23 protein-coding genes are annotated in these 18,747 nt (G+C 40.9%); 8 read left to right on the top strand and 15 right to left on the bottom strand.

The features are described from left to right. Positions 1-33: 33 nt before the first annotated feature. Positions 34-258 carry a DUF433 domain-containing protein gene (locus tag ACE1CI_RS18215; RefSeq protein WP_413265108.1) on the top strand — a complete coding sequence of 75 codons (225 nt, stop codon included), beginning with the start codon at positions 34-36 and terminating at the stop codon, positions 256-258. On the opposite strand, the gene ACE1CI_RS18210 is transcribed toward ACE1CI_RS18215, so the two are convergent. Further along, positions 249-635 carry a type II toxin-antitoxin system VapC family toxin gene (locus ACE1CI_RS18210; protein WP_413265109.1) on the bottom strand — a complete coding sequence of 129 codons (387 nt, stop codon included), beginning with the start codon at positions 633-635 and terminating at the stop codon, positions 249-251. The genes ACE1CI_RS18215 and ACE1CI_RS18210 overlap by 10 nt on opposite strands. A 52-nt stretch (positions 636-687) precedes the next feature. After that, entirely contained in the window at positions 688-861 is a 174-nt protein-coding gene (locus ACE1CI_RS18205) for a type II toxin-antitoxin system Phd/YefM family antitoxin (protein WP_496615551.1), read from the bottom strand. Between the two features lie 114 nt (positions 862-975). On the opposite strand from ACE1CI_RS18205, the gene ACE1CI_RS18200 reads away from it, so the two are divergent. Continuing rightward, the gene (locus tag ACE1CI_RS18200) at positions 976-1,752 is read left to right on the top strand and encodes a DUF1350 family protein (RefSeq protein WP_413265111.1); all 777 of its coding nucleotides are present in this window, start codon (positions 976-978) and stop codon (positions 1,750-1,752) included. Here ACE1CI_RS18200 and ACE1CI_RS18195 read toward each other — a convergent pair. Then, positions 1,719-2,171, bottom strand: a complete 453-nt coding sequence (locus tag ACE1CI_RS18195; RefSeq protein ID WP_496615617.1) for an ATP-binding protein — start codon at positions 2,169-2,171, stop codon at positions 1,719-1,721. The two genes, ACE1CI_RS18200 and ACE1CI_RS18195, sit on opposite strands and share 34 nt — an antisense overlap. A 220-nt stretch (positions 2,172-2,391) precedes the next feature. Between ACE1CI_RS18195 and ACE1CI_RS18190 the strand changes: the two genes are divergently transcribed. Continuing rightward, positions 2,392-3,525, top strand: a complete 1,134-nt coding sequence (locus ACE1CI_RS18190) for a PP2C family protein-serine/threonine phosphatase (protein ID WP_413265113.1) — start codon at positions 2,392-2,394, stop codon at positions 3,523-3,525. Here the strand turns inward: ACE1CI_RS18190 and ACE1CI_RS18185 are convergent, their stop codons facing one another. The 6 genes from ACE1CI_RS18185 to purE all read right to left on the bottom strand — a co-directional run bounded on the left by ACE1CI_RS18185 (position 3,526) and on the right by purE (position 10,211). Further along, positions 3,526-3,888 (bottom strand): STAS domain-containing protein, encoded by a 363-nt coding sequence (locus tag ACE1CI_RS18185; RefSeq protein WP_413265114.1) that lies wholly within the window; start codon positions 3,886-3,888, stop codon positions 3,526-3,528. 150 nt (positions 3,889-4,038) lie between these two features. After that, on the bottom strand, positions 4,039-4,692 hold the full coding sequence (locus ACE1CI_RS18180; protein WP_413265115.1) for a helix-turn-helix domain-containing protein: 654 nt from the start codon (positions 4,690-4,692) through the stop codon (positions 4,039-4,041). A gap of 91 nt (positions 4,693-4,783) precedes the next feature. Next, positions 4,784-5,659 (bottom strand): GDSL-type esterase/lipase family protein, encoded by an 876-nt coding sequence (locus tag ACE1CI_RS18175; protein ID WP_413265116.1) that lies wholly within the window; start codon positions 5,657-5,659, stop codon positions 4,784-4,786. Positions 5,660-5,743: 84 nt separating this feature from the next. Continuing rightward, the gene (locus ACE1CI_RS18170; protein ID WP_459564072.1) at positions 5,744-7,033 is read right to left on the bottom strand and encodes an ammonium transporter; all 1,290 of its coding nucleotides are present in this window, start codon (positions 7,031-7,033) and stop codon (positions 5,744-5,746) included. Between the two features lie 531 nt (positions 7,034-7,564). After that, positions 7,565-9,190: an ammonium transporter gene (locus ACE1CI_RS18165; protein ID WP_459564073.1), complete on the bottom strand. Its 1,626-nt coding sequence runs from the start codon at positions 9,188-9,190 to the stop codon at positions 7,565-7,567. Between the two features lie 496 nt (positions 9,191-9,686). Further along, positions 9,687-10,211 (bottom strand): 5-(carboxyamino)imidazole ribonucleotide mutase, encoded by a 525-nt coding sequence (purE, locus tag ACE1CI_RS18160; protein ID WP_413265119.1) that lies wholly within the window; start codon positions 10,209-10,211, stop codon positions 9,687-9,689. 67 nt (positions 10,212-10,278) lie between these two features. Between purE and nagA the strand changes: the two genes are divergently transcribed. Next, positions 10,279-11,460 (top strand): N-acetylglucosamine-6-phosphate deacetylase, encoded by a 1,182-nt coding sequence (gene nagA / locus ACE1CI_RS18155; RefSeq protein ID WP_413265120.1) that lies wholly within the window; start codon positions 10,279-10,281, stop codon positions 11,458-11,460. Here nagA and ACE1CI_RS18150 read toward each other — a convergent pair. Then, positions 11,452-12,369: a GNAT family N-acetyltransferase gene (locus ACE1CI_RS18150; RefSeq protein ID WP_413265121.1), complete on the bottom strand. Its 918-nt coding sequence runs from the start codon at positions 12,367-12,369 to the stop codon at positions 11,452-11,454. The genes nagA and ACE1CI_RS18150 overlap by 9 nt on opposite strands. 48 nt (positions 12,370-12,417) lie before the next feature. Between ACE1CI_RS18150 and bchM the strand changes: the two genes are divergently transcribed. The 3 genes from bchM (at position 12,418) to ACE1CI_RS18135 (ending at position 14,283) form a co-directional block, all read left to right on the top strand. Next, on the top strand, positions 12,418-13,104 hold the full coding sequence (bchM, locus tag ACE1CI_RS18145; protein ID WP_496615550.1) for a magnesium protoporphyrin IX methyltransferase: 687 nt from the start codon (positions 12,418-12,420) through the stop codon (positions 13,102-13,104). A gap of 126 nt (positions 13,105-13,230) precedes the next feature. Then, positions 13,231-13,608, top strand: a complete 378-nt coding sequence (locus ACE1CI_RS18140; protein WP_413265123.1) for a DUF423 domain-containing protein — start codon at positions 13,231-13,233, stop codon at positions 13,606-13,608. 54 nt (positions 13,609-13,662) lie between these two features. After that, the gene (locus tag ACE1CI_RS18135; RefSeq protein WP_413265124.1) at positions 13,663-14,283 is read left to right on the top strand and encodes a hypothetical protein; all 621 of its coding nucleotides are present in this window, start codon (positions 13,663-13,665) and stop codon (positions 14,281-14,283) included. A 14-nt stretch (positions 14,284-14,297) separates the two neighbouring features. Here the strand turns inward: ACE1CI_RS18135 and ACE1CI_RS18130 are convergent, their stop codons facing one another. Beyond that, complete coding sequence (locus tag ACE1CI_RS18130) at positions 14,298-14,615, bottom strand: hypothetical protein (RefSeq protein WP_413265125.1); 318 nt, start codon at positions 14,613-14,615, stop codon at positions 14,298-14,300. A gap of 110 nt (positions 14,616-14,725) precedes the next feature. Here ACE1CI_RS18130 and ACE1CI_RS18125 point away from each other — a divergent pair, with 110 nt between their 5' ends. Further along, positions 14,726-15,670, top strand: coding sequence for a CPBP family intramembrane glutamic endopeptidase (locus ACE1CI_RS18125; protein ID WP_413265126.1), 945 nt, complete (start codon positions 14,726-14,728; stop codon positions 15,668-15,670). A 42-nt stretch (positions 15,671-15,712) separates the two neighbouring features. Here ACE1CI_RS18125 and ACE1CI_RS18120 read toward each other — a convergent pair whose 3' ends face one another. The 4 genes from ACE1CI_RS18120 to ACE1CI_RS18105 form a co-directional block, all read right to left on the bottom strand. Next, positions 15,713-16,087, bottom strand: coding sequence for a hypothetical protein (locus ACE1CI_RS18120; RefSeq protein WP_413265127.1), 375 nt, complete (start codon positions 16,085-16,087; stop codon positions 15,713-15,715). A gap of 374 nt (positions 16,088-16,461) precedes the next feature. Next, complete coding sequence (locus ACE1CI_RS18115; protein ID WP_413265128.1) at positions 16,462-17,070, bottom strand: hypothetical protein; 609 nt, start codon at positions 17,068-17,070, stop codon at positions 16,462-16,464. Between the two features lie 97 nt (positions 17,071-17,167). Beyond that, positions 17,168-17,734: a CAP domain-containing protein gene (locus ACE1CI_RS18110; protein ID WP_496615549.1), complete on the bottom strand. Its 567-nt coding sequence runs from the start codon at positions 17,732-17,734 to the stop codon at positions 17,168-17,170. A gap of 420 nt (positions 17,735-18,154) precedes the next feature. Beyond that, a complete protein-coding gene (locus ACE1CI_RS18105) occupies positions 18,155-18,733 on the bottom strand; it encodes a thylakoid membrane photosystem I accumulation factor (protein WP_413265130.1) in 579 nt (192 codons plus the stop codon). Positions 18,734-18,747 lie beyond the last annotated feature (14 nt).

Below are 18,747 nucleotides of genomic sequence, written 5' to 3'. Positions count from 1 at the left end.
AGGATTTCATCAAATCAATTCAGTGAATTCGTTATGAAAATCCAAACAATGCTCGATCGTCAAGGCATTGTTCATACCGATCCAGAAATTATGAGCGGTGTTCCTGTCTTTGTTGGCACAAGAGTTCCCTTACAAACCTTTTTTGATTACTTAGAAGGTGAATCAGGTTTAGCTGAGTTTCTGGAAGACTTTCCTCACCTAAAAACACAAGCCTTGCAAGTTTTGGAAGCGATCGCAGATGATCGTAGTTACCAATAACGAGTGAGTGCATAATTGTCTAGCACTGCATCCGCACTAATAATTGGGATTTTTTCTGTGAGTGCTTGGGCAACCAAAAGCCGATCGAAGGGATCTTTATGATGAAATGGTAGAGTTACGATCGCAGCTGCATGAGCAACTTTAATCGGTAATATTTCCAATTCGTTAACTTGGATTTGATGCTCCATCCATGTTTCAAAATTACCAGGAACTTGATACTTACCAATACTAACTTTAATGGCAATTTCCCAATAGGAAGCAGGACTAAGTAAGATGTCATTAAGCGGATCGACAATTAAATCACGGGCGACTTGACTAAGTGCAGGATCGTTGAGTACAAACCACAGGAATGCTTGAGTATCGAGCAAAAACTTCATGGCATATAATCTTTAAAGTCTTCCAAGTGGGTTTCGTCTTCGGACACAATGGTTAGAGTTCCGATCGCACTCCCAGGTGGCGAGGTTTGCGGTGTGGTTGGAGTTCGCCAATCAATCTGGCGACAGTGCGATCGCCTTCAAAAATCTGCACTTCTTCCCCAGGTTGTAAACTGGCAATCAGTTCGGGTAAACGAAGTTGAGCTTCTGCTAAAGTAATTCGTGTCATTATCATCTCTATTTCCTAATTGTCTGAAACTGTTTTAACTCAGGATTCAACATTTGCGGCAAATTCGCTGTCATCGCATTAACATAAAGAAGTGTTAACTACCTTTGTTTGGGTATGGACTGGCAAGAATTTTCTGGTAACTGGGTGCTGATTCCCAAACGTCCGATCGCGATCGTACATTTCTTAGGTGGTGCATTTGTCGCTGCTGCCCCGCAAATCACCTATCGTTTATTATTAGAATACTTGGGAAAACAGGGGTATCTCGTAATAGCTACGCCTTTTGTCAATACTTTAGACCATGCTGCGATCGCTAAAGATGTGCTGCTAAATTTCGATCGCACGTTAGAACAATTGCGCCGTCGAGGATTACTGCGCCAAGGATATCTCCCCATTTATGGGATTGGGCATAGTATGGGTTGCAAATTACACTTATTAATTGGTAGCTTATTCCCCGTAGACAGGGCTGGAAATATTTTAATTTCTTTCAATAACTATGCCGCTAGAGATGCGATTCCCCTAGTGCAGCAATTAAATTTGAGTAACTCTTTCAACGTGGAATTTACTCCTTCGCCTTTAGAAACTAAGAATATTATCCTGAGAGGCTACCAAATTCGACGTAATTTATTAATTAGATTCGCTGACGATACGATCGACCAAACTCCAGCCTTAACCGAAATGTTACAAAAACTCTTTGCCGATCTGGTATTTGCCAGAACATTAAAAGGTAATCACTTAACACCTTTAGGACAAGATATTAATTGGCAAACAGGACAGGTTTTTACTCCTTTTGATGCGATCGGACAATGGTTTAAGCAAGAAGTTTATCGGGAACTCAATCAGTTAAAACTGGTAATTTCTCACTGGCTCGATCCTTTGTCCTCATTACCGTAATATTTGATCATTAGTAAGCAATTGCGATCGTCACTACTGCGTGTATAACTAAGATGATCTGATATAGCTTCTAATAACCGTAAACCCCTTCCCCCGCCAGAATCATTTTCATGATTCACAGGCATGATTTTGAGTTTTTCCTTTAAATCAAAGGGGGAACCATAATCCCAAACTCGCATTTCTATAGAGTTTTCTGTGAGTGTAACTTCAATCTCAATCGGCACTTCCACAGATTGATTCTTATGCGCGTGACGCACCCCATTAGTAAAAGCTTCCGCCAAAGCAAGTTGACAGCGCAACCACACTTCTCTCGGTATTACGGAATTATATAACTGATCGAACCAAATCAGAACATCAGTTAAAGCTTTTAAATCACTTTTCAGTTGTAGGCAATTTTTGCTTAAAGTTGACAATTTCACCAAACCCTTAGCTTCAAGAAAATTTCCCGTCACTAATTTAGCTTACACCGAGCCAATTTTCCAATTCAATTGGTAATTTTATGTATAATTACAGGATATCCTCTAGTTGACCTCTTGCTAGTGGTATTTTGTTAAATTGGCATCTCCCCAACTCAGACAAAAATTTTGGATAACTTTGGTCGAGGATTCTATATTAAATCAATAGTATCATTCTTAGTCCATGTTTCAAATTCTCGTAATTGATGACGATCCGGCTGTTCAGCTAATACTGACAAGGTTGCTGAAAAAACAAGGTTATGATGTAGCAGTAGCCAGTGATGGTGAATCTGGTTTAGAACAAGCAAAGCAATTACATCCGGCACTAATTATTTGTGATTGGATGATGCCTCGGTTAGATGGGATTGAAGTTTGTCGGCGGGTAAAAGCTGACAAAGCACTTTCCACGACGTTTTTTATTTTACTAACTTCTTTGGGATCGATCGAGGATCGAGTCAGAGGATTAGATGCAGGTGCAGATGATTTCATTTCTAAACCAATAGAAGTTAATGAATTAAGAGCTAGGGTAAGGGCGGGGCTACGATTACACCAACTTAGTCACGACTTACAAACTCAAAAGCGAATGTTGGAAGCGGAATGGGCGGAAGCAGCTGAATATGTCCGTTCTCTGTTACCAGAACTTTTAACTAAACCAGTAAATATTGAGTCTGTATTTATCCCTTCGCAACGTTTGGGAGGAGATTGTTTTGATTATTTTTGGTTAGATTCGGATTGTTTAGCTATTTATTTGTTGGATACGGCTGGACATGGATTAAGAGCTACGTTACCTTCTATTTCTGTACTTAACATTTTGCGATCGCGTACCATTCCTAATCTCAATTATCATCGACCCAGTGAAGTCTTAAGTGCTTTAAACCAAACTTTCCAATTAGCCTACCAAAACGATAAATATTTTACTATCTGGTACGGCGTTTACAATCAAGTCAATCATCAATTAATTTATGCTAGTGCTGGACACCCACCAGCAGTCCTGATCTCAGGAAAGTCTCCTAATAATCAACAAGTCCAACCTTTAAAAACACCTGGTATGCCGATTGGAATGTTTCCCGATGTGATGTTTACTGATAAGTCATGTAAAATTGAATCTCCTAGTACTCTCTACATTTTTAGTGATGGCATTTATGAAATCCATCAAAGAGATGGGAGTATTTGGTCTTTAGATGAATTTATTAATTTACTAGCCAAAACGAGAAGATTTGGTCAGTCTAATTTAGAGTCAATCTTGCAAGCAGTGCGATCGATTAACCCAAAACCTATTTTTGATGATGACTTATCTATATTAGAAATAAACTTTTAATTATGCGGTAGGTGAGCCATCAGAATTTGCTAAAACTATTGAATCAAACTGATTCATAAACTCCTCCCGGTTGGGTAAAATTGTAAAAACTTTATCCATACTGGTGAGTTCAAATAACATCTTCACTTGGTCATTAATCGCGCAAATAAATATCTTGGCTCCCGAAGCACGTACTGTTTTTAATGCTAATACTAAAGAGCCTAATCCTGAACTATCCATAAAGGTAACATCTTGAAAATCCACCAAGATAACTTTAGCTCCATTATTTATTAAATTAGTTATTTCATCCCGGAATTTAGTGCCTTTGGGATTATCTAAAATTCCACTAGGTTGAACAATTTTAAAATCAGGGCGAGAATTCATATTGTCTAGCAAATGGTTTTGTCTAAATGTTTAGGAACGTTAACCGGGCTAAAAATTTTGCTCATATTTAGCCGCTTTTTTGTAGTAGCTCAACACTAAAGCTGAAGCTATCAGCATTTGACTTTACCACAAAGAGTGCTTAGTTAACTTCTACTTTGCAGAAAAAACAGGCTTCACTTTAGCACGGTAGAGCAGTTTGTCACCCTGACGGTAGCCAACATGACTTACTTTGACAAGATCGCCTGGTTGTGCTACTCCTTCTATGAGTTGGTGCTGTTGGGGATCGAAAGGTAGTTGTGCACCTACGGAAGCGATCGCCTCCACTCCCCATTCTCGCAAAAGTTGTTCCACAGGGCGTAACAGAGGCAACAATTTCACCGCTGGCGCTTGGGGGTTTTGTTGGGCTGCGTAAGCTGCTGTAGGCCATTGTATCAGCCAAGATTCCAAAGTTTGCAGGCTTTTTTGTTGGAACTCCTGCTGTAAAGTAATTTGCTGTTGAGCGAGTTGCTTTTGTAATCTTTGGTATTCTTGTTCGAGTGCTGTTGATTTGTCTGATGACTGGGTAAACTGGAATTGGGAAGCAGAAAAAGCGGCTAAAAACTCCTTTAGCGGCATTTGCAAGGTAGAACTCAGCTTGAGAATAGTCTCTATTTGCATTTGCATCACCTCACCGCGCCGCAGTCGCTTGATTTGCCGTTCTGATACACCTGCTTTCTGACTGAGTGCTTTAAAACTGGAAACACCGATTAGCTGCATTTGTTGTTGCAGCCGATCGGTGTAGTCTGGAAGCGGAGACTGGTTCATTGGGGATTGGGGATTAGGGATTGGGGACTGGGGTGGGGAGATAGGCAGGGCTGATTCATTGTCATCAAAGAAAATTAAACAGACATCTCCCCTACTCCCCAAGGACTAACTGTGTATACATTTGGATTGCCGATCGCCAAACTAGATAACCTTGGCGGTTAAGATGTAATCCATCTGTGGTTAAATCGGCGCGAAGATGACCTTGAGCATTGGTAAATAAAGGATATAAATCTAAAAATTTTACTTCTTCTTCTTGGGCGATCGCAGCTAATTGTTGGTTAAGCTGTTGAATGCGAGTGATGGGAATAGCAATTAACCGATCGCGCCCTTCCCAAGTTGCTTCTTCCCCACCATGAGGTAAAATCGACTGTACTATGACTTGGGTTTGGGGATGAACTCGTCGCAACCGTCGCAGAATCAGGCGGTAATTTTGCAACAAAGTCCGATCGTCCACTCCCCTAATTAAGTCATTAATCCCGATCATGATGTAGATTCTTTCCGGTTGAGTGCGATCGAACAACCCCAACCTCCGCCATAAACCCTGGGAAACTTCCCCGGAAATTCCTTGATTTAACCAGTTTTTGTTTGTCGGTAACAAATCTGGCGGAAACCACAGACTCAAGGAATCACCCAACAAAATATTTAAATGTGTTGGCTGTTTTTCGGCTGCAACTTTCGCCTCCTGCTGCAAAATATCCATCCACTTTTGATAAGTCAACTGATGTCTTTTTCCTAAACCGGGAGTGGTGGAAGAAGCTTCTAACAACAGACTTTCTCTAGCAACAGAAGGACTAATCTGATAATCAACGGGCCACCAACTATCACGTAGTAGCCAGCCAACCACCAGTATAAGTAAAGCATTAACAGCTAGAGACAGCAAAGCCCAAGTCGGGTAATTCTTTAGGGAATTTAATACCCGATTCGATTTCAATGTGTTTGGTTCTGATTTGAGAGTGCGATCGGTCATTCGATTTTAAATTTTAGATTTTAGATTTTAGATTTTCCTTTTTCGTTCAGAATAGAGCAAATCTAAAATCCAAAACAGTATAAGTTACTCGCCTAGACTCAACCCGGAAGCAAACTCTTCTCCATAAGCTTCTTCGCCATGTTCGTTGATATCTAAACCTTGGTCTTCTGCCAATGGTTTCACCCGCAGCGGCATCACCAATCCCAGAAGCTTCAAGATAATTACTGTACCAACACCAGCAAAGATATAGGTAGCTACCACACCAATTATTTGGGTAACAACTAATCCGGGATTGCCATATAGTAACCCATCATTTCCCGCACTGTTAACTAGCTTAGTCGCAAAGATTCCGGTAAGAATTGCGCCTATAGTACCGCCTACGCCGTGAATCGGGTAAGTATCCAAAGAATCGTCGAATTGCAACTTCGCCCGCAAGCTGACGGACCAAAAACAACAGAAAGCGGTGATCGAACCAATCAAAATCGCCCCTATGGGAGTGACGTAACCTGCGGCGGGAGTAATGCCTACCAAACCTCCCAGAAATCCGCTAGCAATGCCAATAGCAGTGGGTTTACCTCTTAATACCCATTCCACGATCGTCCAAGTTAAACCCCCAGCAGCGCTGGCTACTGTAGTAGCGACGAAAGCTACTGTTGCTAATGGGCCTGCACCTAAAGCACTACCAGCGTTAAAACCCATCCAGCCAAACCACAGCAAACCAATTCCCAGTAAAACATAAGGGACGTTGTGGGGGGCGGCGGGTTGCGTGGGGTAAGTCTTCCTTGGGCCTAAAATCCAAGCGGCGACTACGGCGGAGACACCGGAACTAATATGTACGACGGTTCCGCCTGCGAAGTCTAAAGCTCCCATAGTACCGATCCAACCTTTGCCCCAAACCCAGTGAGCTAGGGGTGAGTAAATAAAGGTAGACCAAAGGAGAATAAAAAAGAAGTAAGCTTTAAAACTGACTCGCTCCACAATAGCCCCTGAAATTAGGGCAGGGGTGATGAAGGCGAACATCATTTGGTAAACCATGAATAGTTGATGGGGAATGGTGGGTGCGTAGCCAACCGGATCTGGTTGATCGATGGCAACACCATTCATAAATGCCCAATTCAAGCTGCCTATGATCGGACTAGCGCTGTACGACGGAGGATTGGCTCCTGGTATATAGGAGTTAGGGGCAAAGGCGAGACTGTAACCCCATAAGATCCAGGTGACACCAACAACTGCCATTAAGATCAAACTCATCATCATGGTGTTGAGGACGTTGCGCGATCGCACCAACCCACCATAGAAAAAGGCTAATCCCGGTGTCATCAACAACACTAATGCTGAGGAAATTAGCATCCAGGCACTATCCCCGGTGTCGATTTTCGAGGCTTCATTTGTGGCTGGTGTGGTAGCTTCCTGACGCGAGGCATCTGGTAAAGGTGATTCTGGTGGAAGAGGAGAAACTAATCCCGGTGTGGGCGATGCTTCCGGCGATGCCGGACTAGGAGAGACTAACGTAGGAGATGCTTCCGGCGTGAGAGTCGGACTTGGTGAAGGCGATGTTTGCGCCCAAGATTGGATTGCCGTTGGCCCAATCAACACCAGAGCCGAGATTATGCAAGGAATAATAAATTTCTTCAACACTTACTTTTTCCTTTTATTACCAAACAAGGCATTGACAGAAATGAACTTAATTGAACGAATTATAAGTATATGGTTTCTGTGTTTTCTCACACAAATTAATTTAAATTTTTATAATCTTTACTGCTTGTAATTTTAGTAAAAACCCAGATAAAACATAAATTATAAATAAAAATTCCCATGATGATTTCAGAAATTTTCCTGAAATCATGACGGGAAGGTTTTTGACCAATTGGTGAATAAATTTACTGCAAATTAGTTCATGCTTAACTAATATTTAGTAGTTATGCCACCAGGATTATTAGAAATTCCTCCAGCTTTACCTCCCAAACTGGAAGAGCCAGCTTCTTTGACAAAGCCGCTGTAGGCTTCCATTCCGTGTTCCCCAATATCCAAACCGACGATTTCTTCTTCTGGAGATACGCGAATGCCCAAAGTAGCTTTCAGTGCTATCCAAAAGATGGAACTGATTAAAACGGTTATGCCTCCAACGGTAAGAATACCAAGGATTTGAGGCCAAAGTGTGGTGATGCCGCCACCCATAAACAGTCCATGTGGGCCAACTGGTTTACCAGCCAGATCAACCATCCAAGGATAACCACCAGGACCAACGGAAAATAGACCAACAGCTAATGTACCCCAAACCCCGCAAACTAAGTGAACTGAAGTAGCACCTACTGGGTCGTCTATTTTGAGATTATCGAAGAAGGTGACGGAGAAAACGACGATCACCCCGGCTATTAAGCCAATGATGAAAGCACTGCCCATGTTGACGTAGGCGCAGGAAGCTGTGATTCCCACTAAGCCTGCCAAAATCCCGTTGATGATCATCGAGAGGTCTGGTTTACCTAAGTACAGCCAAGCGGTAATGGTAGCAGCAATTCCACCGACAGCACCAGCCATGTTGGTGGTGAGGGCGATGTGTGCGATCGCTCTACCATCCGCAGCCATTGTCGAACCTGGGTTAAATCCAAACCAACCCAACCACAAAATTAAGCAACCCAAGGTGGCAATACTCATATTGTGACCGGGTAAAGCCACAGTTCCACCACTTTGATATCTGCCAATCCTTGGCCCTAAAAATGCTGCACCCATCAGCGCTGCCCAGCCACCAACTGAGTGAACTACAGTGGAGCCAGCGAAATCAAAGAAACCCATGTCTGCTAACCAGCCACCACCCCAAATCCAGTGTCCGGTGATTGGGTAAGCAATACCTACAAGTAAAATACTAAAGATTAAGAAGTCAATGAATTTAATTCTTTCGGCAACTGCACCAGAAACAATAGTAGCTGCGGTTCCAGCGAATACTAATTGGAACAAGAACTTGGCTTCTAAGGGTACACCAGTCCAGTTCAAAGCACCGAAAATGCCTTTGTAAGCATCTCCTGTGGCGGGACTGTTATCTGCGCCATTGAGGAACATTCCTCCTAGTCCGCCAATGAAATCGTTACCGTCGGCAAACATTAAGCTAAAACCAATTGCCCAGAACGCTAGGGTGGAAAGAGCAAATACAATTAGGTTTTTCGCTAAAACGTTAACCGCGTTTTTCTCCCGACAAAAGCCAGTTTCTAACATACAGAAGCCAGCGTTCATGAAGAAGACTAAAAAGGCAGCGATTACTACCCAGACAGTATCCAACGCTACTTTTAAGTCGGCAGTTGTTGGGCCAGCAGCAGGTACCGCTGCGCTAGCTGCTGCGGGATCGGTAGCTGTACCCGGTACTGGAAGGGGTGTGAGTACGGGTGTGGGAGTGGCTGTGCCATCTTGTGCAGTTGTGCCTTCTGGTAAAGGTGATGCCGTTGGAGTAGCTTCTTGTACAATTCCTGGCTGTGTAGGTGTGGCAGTGGGTGTGGCATCTTGCGCGATCGCCATGTAACCCCAAGACAACACAATCATTAAAGCTAAAGGAATACAAGCTTGCCAACTAGGAGACAACCTCTTCACTCTCGCTGGCAATTTCTGCAAAAATTTGGCGCTTAATACTCGATCGAGCAGTCTATTTGCAAATGGTCTTCTAGCTTTTGCTCTCGACCTCTTCTTTCTGAGGACTAATTTAGGCATGACTACAGCACTATTATTTCCGATGTGTAAAACGTCTCAGGTTTTTTCGACTAATTGTTTGGTGATTGTAACTTGAAGGGGAACAGTTTTATATATGTTTTTCCCCGATTTTACTTAGGCAGACGACGCAATTAAGGTTTCAAATCTGACTATAGTCAATCTTTTTGTTCAATTATTCTGTAACTCTTTATACAATTTTTCTGGGTGGTTAGCGGTAATCAAAGGGATGGGCGGACTAGGGAACAAGAAAACTCTTTAACTCAAACTTTCCTCTGCCTTTCGAGTCCCCAGTCGTAGGGGCGCATGAATCGCCCGTACCCCAGTGCCCAGCCTAATGTGTTTCTGGCAAATATTGCTTGTAACCAACATTATCTAGCTTGGTTTGCTTGTTAATTACGGATTCTGAGAGATTTTGGCGGTAATTTACCACTTTTTCTTGCAATTGAGGCTGATAAGTGGCTAAAATTTGCACTGCTAAGAGTCCAGCATTGGTGGCGTTGCCAATAGCAACAGTTGCTACAGGAATTCCAGCGGGCATTTGCACAATGGAATAAAGCGAGTCAACGCCTTGGAGGTGACGACTGGGTACGGGTACGCCAATTACAGGCAAAGGAGTTAGGGAAGCTACCATTCCGGGCAAGTGAGCAGCGCCGCCAGCACCAGCGATAATAACTTTTAAGCCACGCTGGGCGGCTGTTTGGGCATAATTTACCATGCGATCGGGGGTGCGATGGGCGGAGACGATGGCAACTTCACAGGTGACACCGAATTCTTCACAAATGGCGATCGCTCCCTGCATAGTTGGTAAATCGGAATCGCTGCCCATGATAATACCAACTAATGGTTGGTCAGTCATTGTACAAAAGTTCGACAAGTCAAAAGGTTATTAGTTATTCTGACAGAGGTTGTAGCAAACAGAACCAATGATTTTTCCGGTGCAGATTACTAACGTTAGATTTCCAGGGTACAAAGGTCTACAAAAAATCTCGATCGACTCCCAAGGCAAGATTACCAAAATTCAGCAAATGGGTGTCGTTAATTCCCAAAGTTCTACAGCAAATCAACATATTATAGATGTTGCAGGTGACTGGGTTTCTTTAGGTGGTGTAGATTTACAAATTAATGGGGCGCTTGGTTTAGCATTTCCTGAATTAAATTCGGACAATTGCGACAAACTTCCGGCAATTTGTGATTTTCTTTGGCATCAAGGAGTTGATAGTTTTTTACCAACTTTGGTGACAACTTCTCTGGAAAATTTTCACCAAAGTTTAGCAATTTTCGCAGATTTTGTTAGTTCCCAATCAGAAAATAAACCTACAGCCAAAGTTTTGGGTGTTCATTTAGAAGGGCCATTTTTAAATCCCCAAAAACGCGGGGCACATCCGGTTGAGTATCTTTTGCCTTTAACTCTGGAAAATGTCAAGCGAGTTTTGGGCGATTACCCAAGTGTTGTAAAAGTTATTACTTTAGCACCGGAATTAGATCCAACGGATGAAGTAATTTCTTATTTACAAGACTTAGGAATTATCATCAGTTTAGGACATTCTCAAGCGACATTCAATCAGGCAGAAAAGGCTTTTAAATTGGGTGCTTCAATGGTGACTCATGCTTTTAATGCTATGCCAAGTTTACATCACCGCGAACCTGGATTATTAGGGGCAGCAATTCTTGATTCTAATGTAAGATGTGGTTTAATTGCTGATGGACAGCACGTTTCTTTAGCGATGATGCAAATATTGCTTCGTGCTAGTGATTACGATAAGGGAATTTTTTTAGTTAGTGATGCACTTTCGCCTTTAGGTTTACCTGATGGTGTTTATCCTTGGGATGTCAGAGAAATTGAAGTGAAAAATAGCACCGCTAAGTTGCCAGATGGTGTTCTAGCGGGGACTACTTTGCCGTTATTAGCGGGAGTACAAAATTTGGTAAGGTGGGGGATTTGTGTTCAGGAAAAAGCGATCGCATTAGCCACCGTTTCTCCCCGCAAAGCAATGGGAATTCCAGCTATAATTGGGCAATCTGGCTATCAATTATTACGCTGGCAAACTAGTCAATCCCAAGCAACTAATGAACCTCTTTTACGTTGGCAAAGACTCTTAACCTAACTCTAAAGTTGTAACTCCAAAAACCTTTGTAATATCAAACTCTGGTATGCCACCAGTGTACATTCTCACGCATTCAAATACTGGCTGCATCCGATACTTTTGCGCTAGGAAAATAGCTTGGGGATTTGCATCTGGTGTATCCAGAAAAATTGCTTGATTTTGGGCATGGTTAATCAAAGCTAGAAACAGCGACTCTGCTATTTCTAAATCATCGGCAAATAAAGGCCCAATTTTAAAACCATTGCGACATTTTCGCAAAACTCCATAACCAGATAAATTGTCATTTTTGAGGAATCCATAAGCAGAATTTTCCGGTTGATTAATCCATTTTTGCAGAAATTGCGGGCGGGGAGTGGGGAAGCATTGGCGATCGTAATTCAGTAAATTTTCTATTGGTACATTGGATAAAGGTACAATACTTTTATTATAATCTGTAGCCATTCCCAAACCTGCATAACGTACATGACGATAAGCTGACTGAAAACCAAATTTACGATAATTTTCAACTTGCGCTAACACTCCATCCAAAGCAACATTTCTATTTTCTAATAGCTTTAAACCTGCGTTCCAAGTTTGTAAACCAAAACCTTGACCTCGCCAATTTGGTTTAACAATATACAAACCAATAAAGCCAAATGTGTCATCATATCTAACAGCAGAAATACTACTAATAGGTTCGCCATTAATTTCACCTATTAAAAAACCACCAGTATCGGCTGCATAAAATGCTTCTGCATCGTAAATTCCTGGGTTCCAACCTTCTGCTGCTGCCCATTCTAAGGATAATTCTAAATCAGCCTGAGTCATGGGTCGAATTTTAAATAGATTGCTGTTGATATCTGCCATAAAATTTACTTGAAGTTGATTAACTGTTAACCAAGATTTTATATTATGGTTTTGGCTGACCACAATTATGTTAAATTAAATTTTGGCAACTTGTTAGGCAAACCCAAATTCATGAACGCAGCTGACGACAAAACTATTGTTCAAAACTACTTTAATTCTACTGGCTTTGACAGATGGCGACGCATTTACGGGGATGGTGAAGTTAACAAAGTCCAACTGGACATTCGCAACGGACACCAACAAACTGTAGATACGGTAATTAGCTGGCTAAAAGCAGATGATAATTTAACTGATTTATCTATCTGCGATGCTGGATGTGGTGTGGGTAACCTCAGCATTCCCCTAGCACAAGCTGGCGCTAAAGTTTATGCTAGCGATATTTCCGAAAAAATGGTCGGTGAAGCTAAAGATAGAGCACAACAAGTTCTAGGAAATAATCATAATCTCACCTTTGCTGTTCAAGATTTGGAATCATTAAGCGGCAAGTATCACACTGTAATTTGCTTGGATGTATTAATTCATTATCCTCAAGAAAAAGCGGCTGATATGATTAATCATCTCAGTTCTTTATCAGAATCAAGGTTAATAATTAGCTTTGCACCAAAAACTCTTTGTCTCAGTTTGTTGAAGAAAATAGGCAGTTTTTTCCCAGGGCCTAGTAAAACAACTCGCGCTTATTTGCACCGAGAAGTTGAGATTGTGAAAATATTGGAAAGTTGCGGATTTTCCATAGAAAGACAAGCAATGACTAAGACTCGTTTTTACTTCTCTCGCATCCTAGAAGCAACTCGTAAATAAAATAAACTTAATTTAAGTTCGTTGTAACGACTTTAGTCGTTCCTTTGTCAGAATAGAACGACTAAAGTCGTCACAACGAACAAGTTTGTTGTAACGACTGAAGTCGTTTCTTGGTGAGTAAAAAATATGATGCGGATTTTTTTAATGTTTGGGGCAATTTTTGGGGCTGTGTCTGTAGCTGCTGGCGCTTTTGCTTCCCATGCCTTGAAGGAAAAACTTACAGAAAGAGCGATCGCTATTTTTGAACTAGGCGCTCGTTACCAAATGTATCACGCTTTGGCTTTGCTGTTGGTGGGGTTGCTGCTAACTCGATTTGAAAAACCCACACCGTTTCTGGTAACATCTGGTTGGGCTTTTATTTTGGGTGTAATAATTTTTTCTGGCAGCTTGTACGCTTTGAGTTTAACCGGGATCAAGTGGCTAGGAGCAATTACGCCTTTTGGGGGTGCAGCTTTTATAGTAGGATGGAGTTGTCTGGCGATCGCAGCTTGGGCGTTGAAGTAGTCAGCCATTAACATTATTATTTTCCCCTACCATGTCCAATTAGAGGGGGGTGCCATGAAAGAATTCTTAATGATCTCTGGTGGGATTTTCTTAATTTTAATAGCTTTAATTGCAGTAACGGTCTTAGCTATAGTCATTGCTGTATTTATCTTCCTACCTAAATATCTTAAATCTCTGCCTCAAACAATGGAGTTAAACGAGGAAGCACAGGACTATGTAAATACAGCAATTTTAGAAACAGTCAATGATTGGAACTTTAAAAAGCTTTACGACAGAGCTACACCCCAATTTTTAGAATTATCCCACTCGGAAGAAACAGAAAAAATTGTTGCTTTTTGTCGTCAACTTGGCAAACTAGAATCCTATAAAGGTGCTGTAGGAGGATGGCATTCCCCAGAATCAAGCAAAGAAATGTATCTAGGTAGTAGTCAGAAATTTGGCAAAATCGCTTTAGGTAACTATGTTGCTGAAGCAGATTTTGAAAAAGGCTCAGCCACAATAAAAATGCAAATTATCAGGCGAGAAAATCAATGGTTAATTAATAGTTTCACCATTAGCACTCAAGGAGTAATTACCACTTTAGGAATTCCCACTACCTTGGAAGCATTAGTAGAGACAGATCAAAAGAAAAGTCTCTTAGAAGCTTTAATTAAGGGAGATGAACCGAAAGATTAATCTTAGACATAAAATTACCTCTCACTTTTATTATTAACAGAATTATTTGGGGATAAATTAGGTTTTTCTAAAACTTCTTCCTCTTTGATTTCGACTTCATCACTAATATTTAACAGTGACTCAGGTTCGCTCAGTAGTTGTCGCATTAAAATCTGGATTTCTTTTTCAAATTGACGCTTTCCTTGGTCAAAGAAATCTTCAGAACTGGAACGATATAAACCGTTAGTTACCTGATAAGGAATAGGATTTGCTAATAGGGACGAACTCTGTAATAAAATTAGCGAAACTCCCCCTAGTGTTGCTTTAACTACTCGGCAAACTATCCGAGCCATAAGGATTTTCATTTGGTATCACACAGATAATCTTACGTCAATCCTATTATAGATGTAGAAAAATGTTATTAGTTATGATATTTTTTTGGTAAAACATACTTGTAAAAATAATGGCAGATAGATACTTATTTTTAGCTAAGCGCGGCAAAAACCAATGGTGGCGTTACCTGTCAGCAATATCTTTGATTTTATTTTCCTGGTTAGTGATTGGTAATATACCTGCTTTAGCTTTAATACTTTTAGTATTTTATGATGGTAACGATCGCACAAGTTTTGACTCAGAACTAAATCGGTTTGACGGAATAGATTTATTATGGACTTATTTAGTAATTAATTTTGCTTTTATTGTTTTTCTACTTGCTTTGTATATTGCAGTTAGGTTTATACATCAGCGAGAATTCATTAGTTTAATTACTCCCAGAAGTCAAGTAAAAATTTCCAGAATTGTCCAGGGATTTTTGCTGTGGTTGATTCTTCTGGGTATTGCTTGCGCGATCGAATATGCACTGTTCCCCCAGAGTTATGAGTTTAGTTATAACCCAAGTAAATTTTTCCTATTTCTCCCTTTTGCCTTACTTTTAACTCCCATCCAAACTAGCGTTGAAGAGCTTTTTTTTAGAGGCTATTTAATGCAAACAGCTAGCTTAATTACTCGTATACGCTGGATTCCTATTGGCTTTTCATCATTAATCTTCGCTGCTATCCATTTAGGAAATCCCGAAGTAGAATCAAATTTTTTTATTTTAGCTCTTTTTTACTTAGGATTAGCCTTTTTCTTAGCCATCGTTACTATTAAAGATAATAGTTTAGAACTTGCTTTAGGAGTTCATGCGGCGAATAATTTATTTACTATTTTGTTAGTTAATCCCATTAATTCTGCTTTACCTGCTTATCCAGTTTTTAATTATACATTAAATCCTTTATACACTTTAGTAAGTTGTGCGATCGCAGCCACGATCTTCTATCTAATTATCTTCCTAAAAAAATCAAAAAATAGACAAGATAACGAAACAACTAAAACACCAGAACCAAATGTTAAAAGGAAACCCCAATAATCACAGAAATCAATTTAGGGGTTTCCCACCTAGCTTGAGAGTTCAAAATCTTAACACTTCTACTTGCAGAAAATTGTCTCCTTGTCTATAATTTGGTTGTGTTACTACTTGTCCTTCGCCTAATTTAACAACATAGGTATCAGGCCAAGTTTCTTCTAAATCTGGGCCGCCAACACCTATAGGTAAAGTTTGAGTGTTATAGGCAACAGCACCATAAGCTGGTTGATAAAGACCGTAAGTAACCTCAGCTTCACTAAATTGACTAAAGTTGTATCGATTAATTTCCAAATCCTCTACAACAGCGGGATCGATTTGAATTCTCGATCTTGGCACAACCTGTGCATTAGCAACAAGAGGAATCCCTACAATTAAAGCAGACATTCCCAGAAGGGAAGCAATTTTGGCGATAGTTTGCATAGCTTTATTCTCTGGTGTGATATTGGTTGGATTGATTTGTGCTACAAATAAACATCGTTTACCTCAGATGTAGACACGATTAGTAAAGCGTCCTTACATCTGTAGCTTTTTCACTCTTCACCACACTTAAGAAAGACTTTTCTTTAGCAATTTCTATATTTATACTAACAATTATAGATGAGCAATTTCGCAATCTAAAGGTATAAATTTCTCAAATATGAATATCTATCTTAAAGGTTGCTATGAGATAACAACAAAGAAGGATGAAACATCAGAGTTGTAGGGTGCGTCAGAAGATAAATTCGATCGACAGCATCAGAATTTGAGTGTCTGACCCACCCTACTAATTGTGCCAGTTGCGTAAGTCCTGTAAATTAACAAATTGGACGATGACCAGGTTTTACGGCATGGATATACTCACTACCGGAAGTGGGCCATCCTCGTTTGTAAGCTGCTTCCTCTGGGTTTCCCCATCCTAACTGCAAGAGAATTTCCAGAAAGTCGGACTTTTCCCATTTGCAAAGATTAGCCCATTCTGTCCTATATGCGATTCTACCCACATCAGCGGGAGCGATCGCACGATAGTCTTTACCATGATTGACACTCAGATAAAGATCCATAGCGGATGTTACTTCATGCCAAAATTTCAGTATGGAGGGTTTAGCAGCTTTTAAAATCTCCACATCACTTGGTAAAGCAATTAAGTTAGAGTCAACTTCTGGAAAGCGCAGAGACTTGCCATGAATCACAATCTCTCGCCAAACAATACCAGAAACTCCATGTTGTCTTTGGTAATGATGAATAGTAGCTTTAAAATCTTGATAAGCTGTAAACTTTTGCACTCCCTCCGTTTTCAAAAATCTGTCTATTAAAGGGTTTCCCGAAGGTTTCGCACTCAAGCTAAGGCGCTGTCCCGTCAGACAGGCTTGACGCTCGTGCGCCAAAATTGTTATTAGATCCTGGGTGGTGTAAACCTTTGTCATGAGCACACCATTCAGTTGGTTTAACTGCAAGTTTAACCTCTCAACTCATATTTTTTGGTTATCCTTTACTAATAATTTGGAAATCCCGCTGTTGGGATTAATTCTCTGGATTATCGCCAAACCAAGCTACTGCGTAGTTTCCATAAATCCCTACGCCAAATGCAGGCCAATTTTTACCTGCCCAAATATCGCCTTCCAGAATAACAGCGTTGTGAGCAGAACTACTCTGCCAGCTAGCTAAGGTTGCTTCAGGCTGAACTTGCTCAGACGAAACGAATGCAATTTCATAACCATTTCCTGAATAAGCATTATTTGTGATTTCACCAGGCTTACTCCACATACCTTGAGCATACTGATGATCATCTGTATAGCAAACCGGACTCCAGTTTCCCTGGGCTGACCAACTATGTAAATTACAGCTATAGCCACGTCCATCTGTACCTTGATCGGGATGATTCTCAGAGAGGTCTCTCACATGAGCTTGAGCTACTTGAGTCAGAGATTTGGAAATAGGTATCGCAGCGAGTCCGTTTTGCATCCGGTATTGATTGATCAGATTTGCCAGAGTTGCTTCATCCCCATTCGGAATGCCATCACCCAATGGTTGACCTGCTCCACCGTTATCGGCGGGTGCCCCATTCGCCCAATCGTTACTATCTGCCATTATTTTTCTCCTTTTTGTGTGGTTGTTTGTGTTGTTAAAGTCTAAGCAGAAATTGGAAATCATCTGCTTTTTTCTACTTCTCAAGAAGTGTGAGCAAAATCAGCTAATGGATAGCTTAACCTCTTTAGCTTCGTTGTCGCCCCCTGAAGCTTGGCTATTTTGAGGTGCTGTTGTTGTCTCTTTTTTGTCTTGATTTTGCCAAAGGGAAGATTTTACACACCAACGGCTGTATTTCTACACTTCTTGGTGTAACTCTATATCTTCAGTTGTCAAGATTTTCATGTTTAACAACCTGTTTGTTGAGAGGAGTTTTTCATCCTTTTGTGTGCGGTTAATCAACCATACTATCCTCAACCCAAAATAATGTAGAGACGTTATATATAACGTCTCTACATTATGTCTAATCAACCGGACATGATATCAATTAGTTAACTCACTGTTGAACTCGTTGAAAGCTTTTGGCTTTAACTCCTTAGACTCGGTACGAGGTAGCAAGTTAAACAGTTCCCGAAAGGCATCATCGATTTTTTCAAAGGGTACTTGTCCTTTTTCATTGATTACTTGCTTACCTGACTTGTCAAGTAGAACGACTTGGGGAACAAAACCTTTGTAATAATAACCAACTTCTGTGGGTGCGTAGTTGGGTTTAGCGGGGATAGAATCGACGCTGACGGGGATAAAATCTGCGGCTCGACCGTAAAATGCTTGTAGTTGGGAAACTACGATCGCATATTGCTTACAATCTTTACTATCGTCGGCGTAATACACTAACAGAGTCGGATTATCTCGTTTTAAGGACTCTGCTAACTTTACCTTTGGCGGTACTAAAGAACCATTTCCGCCATAAAGGACGAAAATATTACCCTCATAGTTATCATCATTGATACCCGCACTTGCTGAGGGTGTTCCCAAGAGAAATAGGCAACTGAGGGTAGCTACTAACAAGATTAGCCAGCTAAACAGTCGTCGCCCAGAATTGAGAAAAGTAGCGATACTCATTGTTACTCAGAATC

It is taken from the genome of Floridaenema flaviceps BLCC-F50 (assembly GCF_041929275.2).
GTDB classification, from domain to species: domain Bacteria; phylum Cyanobacteriota; class Cyanobacteriia; order Cyanobacteriales; family Aerosakkonemataceae; genus Floridanema; species Floridanema flaviceps.
The sequence above is the reverse complement of the archived record's forward strand: the minus strand, read 5'-3'. Positions and strand labels throughout refer to the sequence as shown.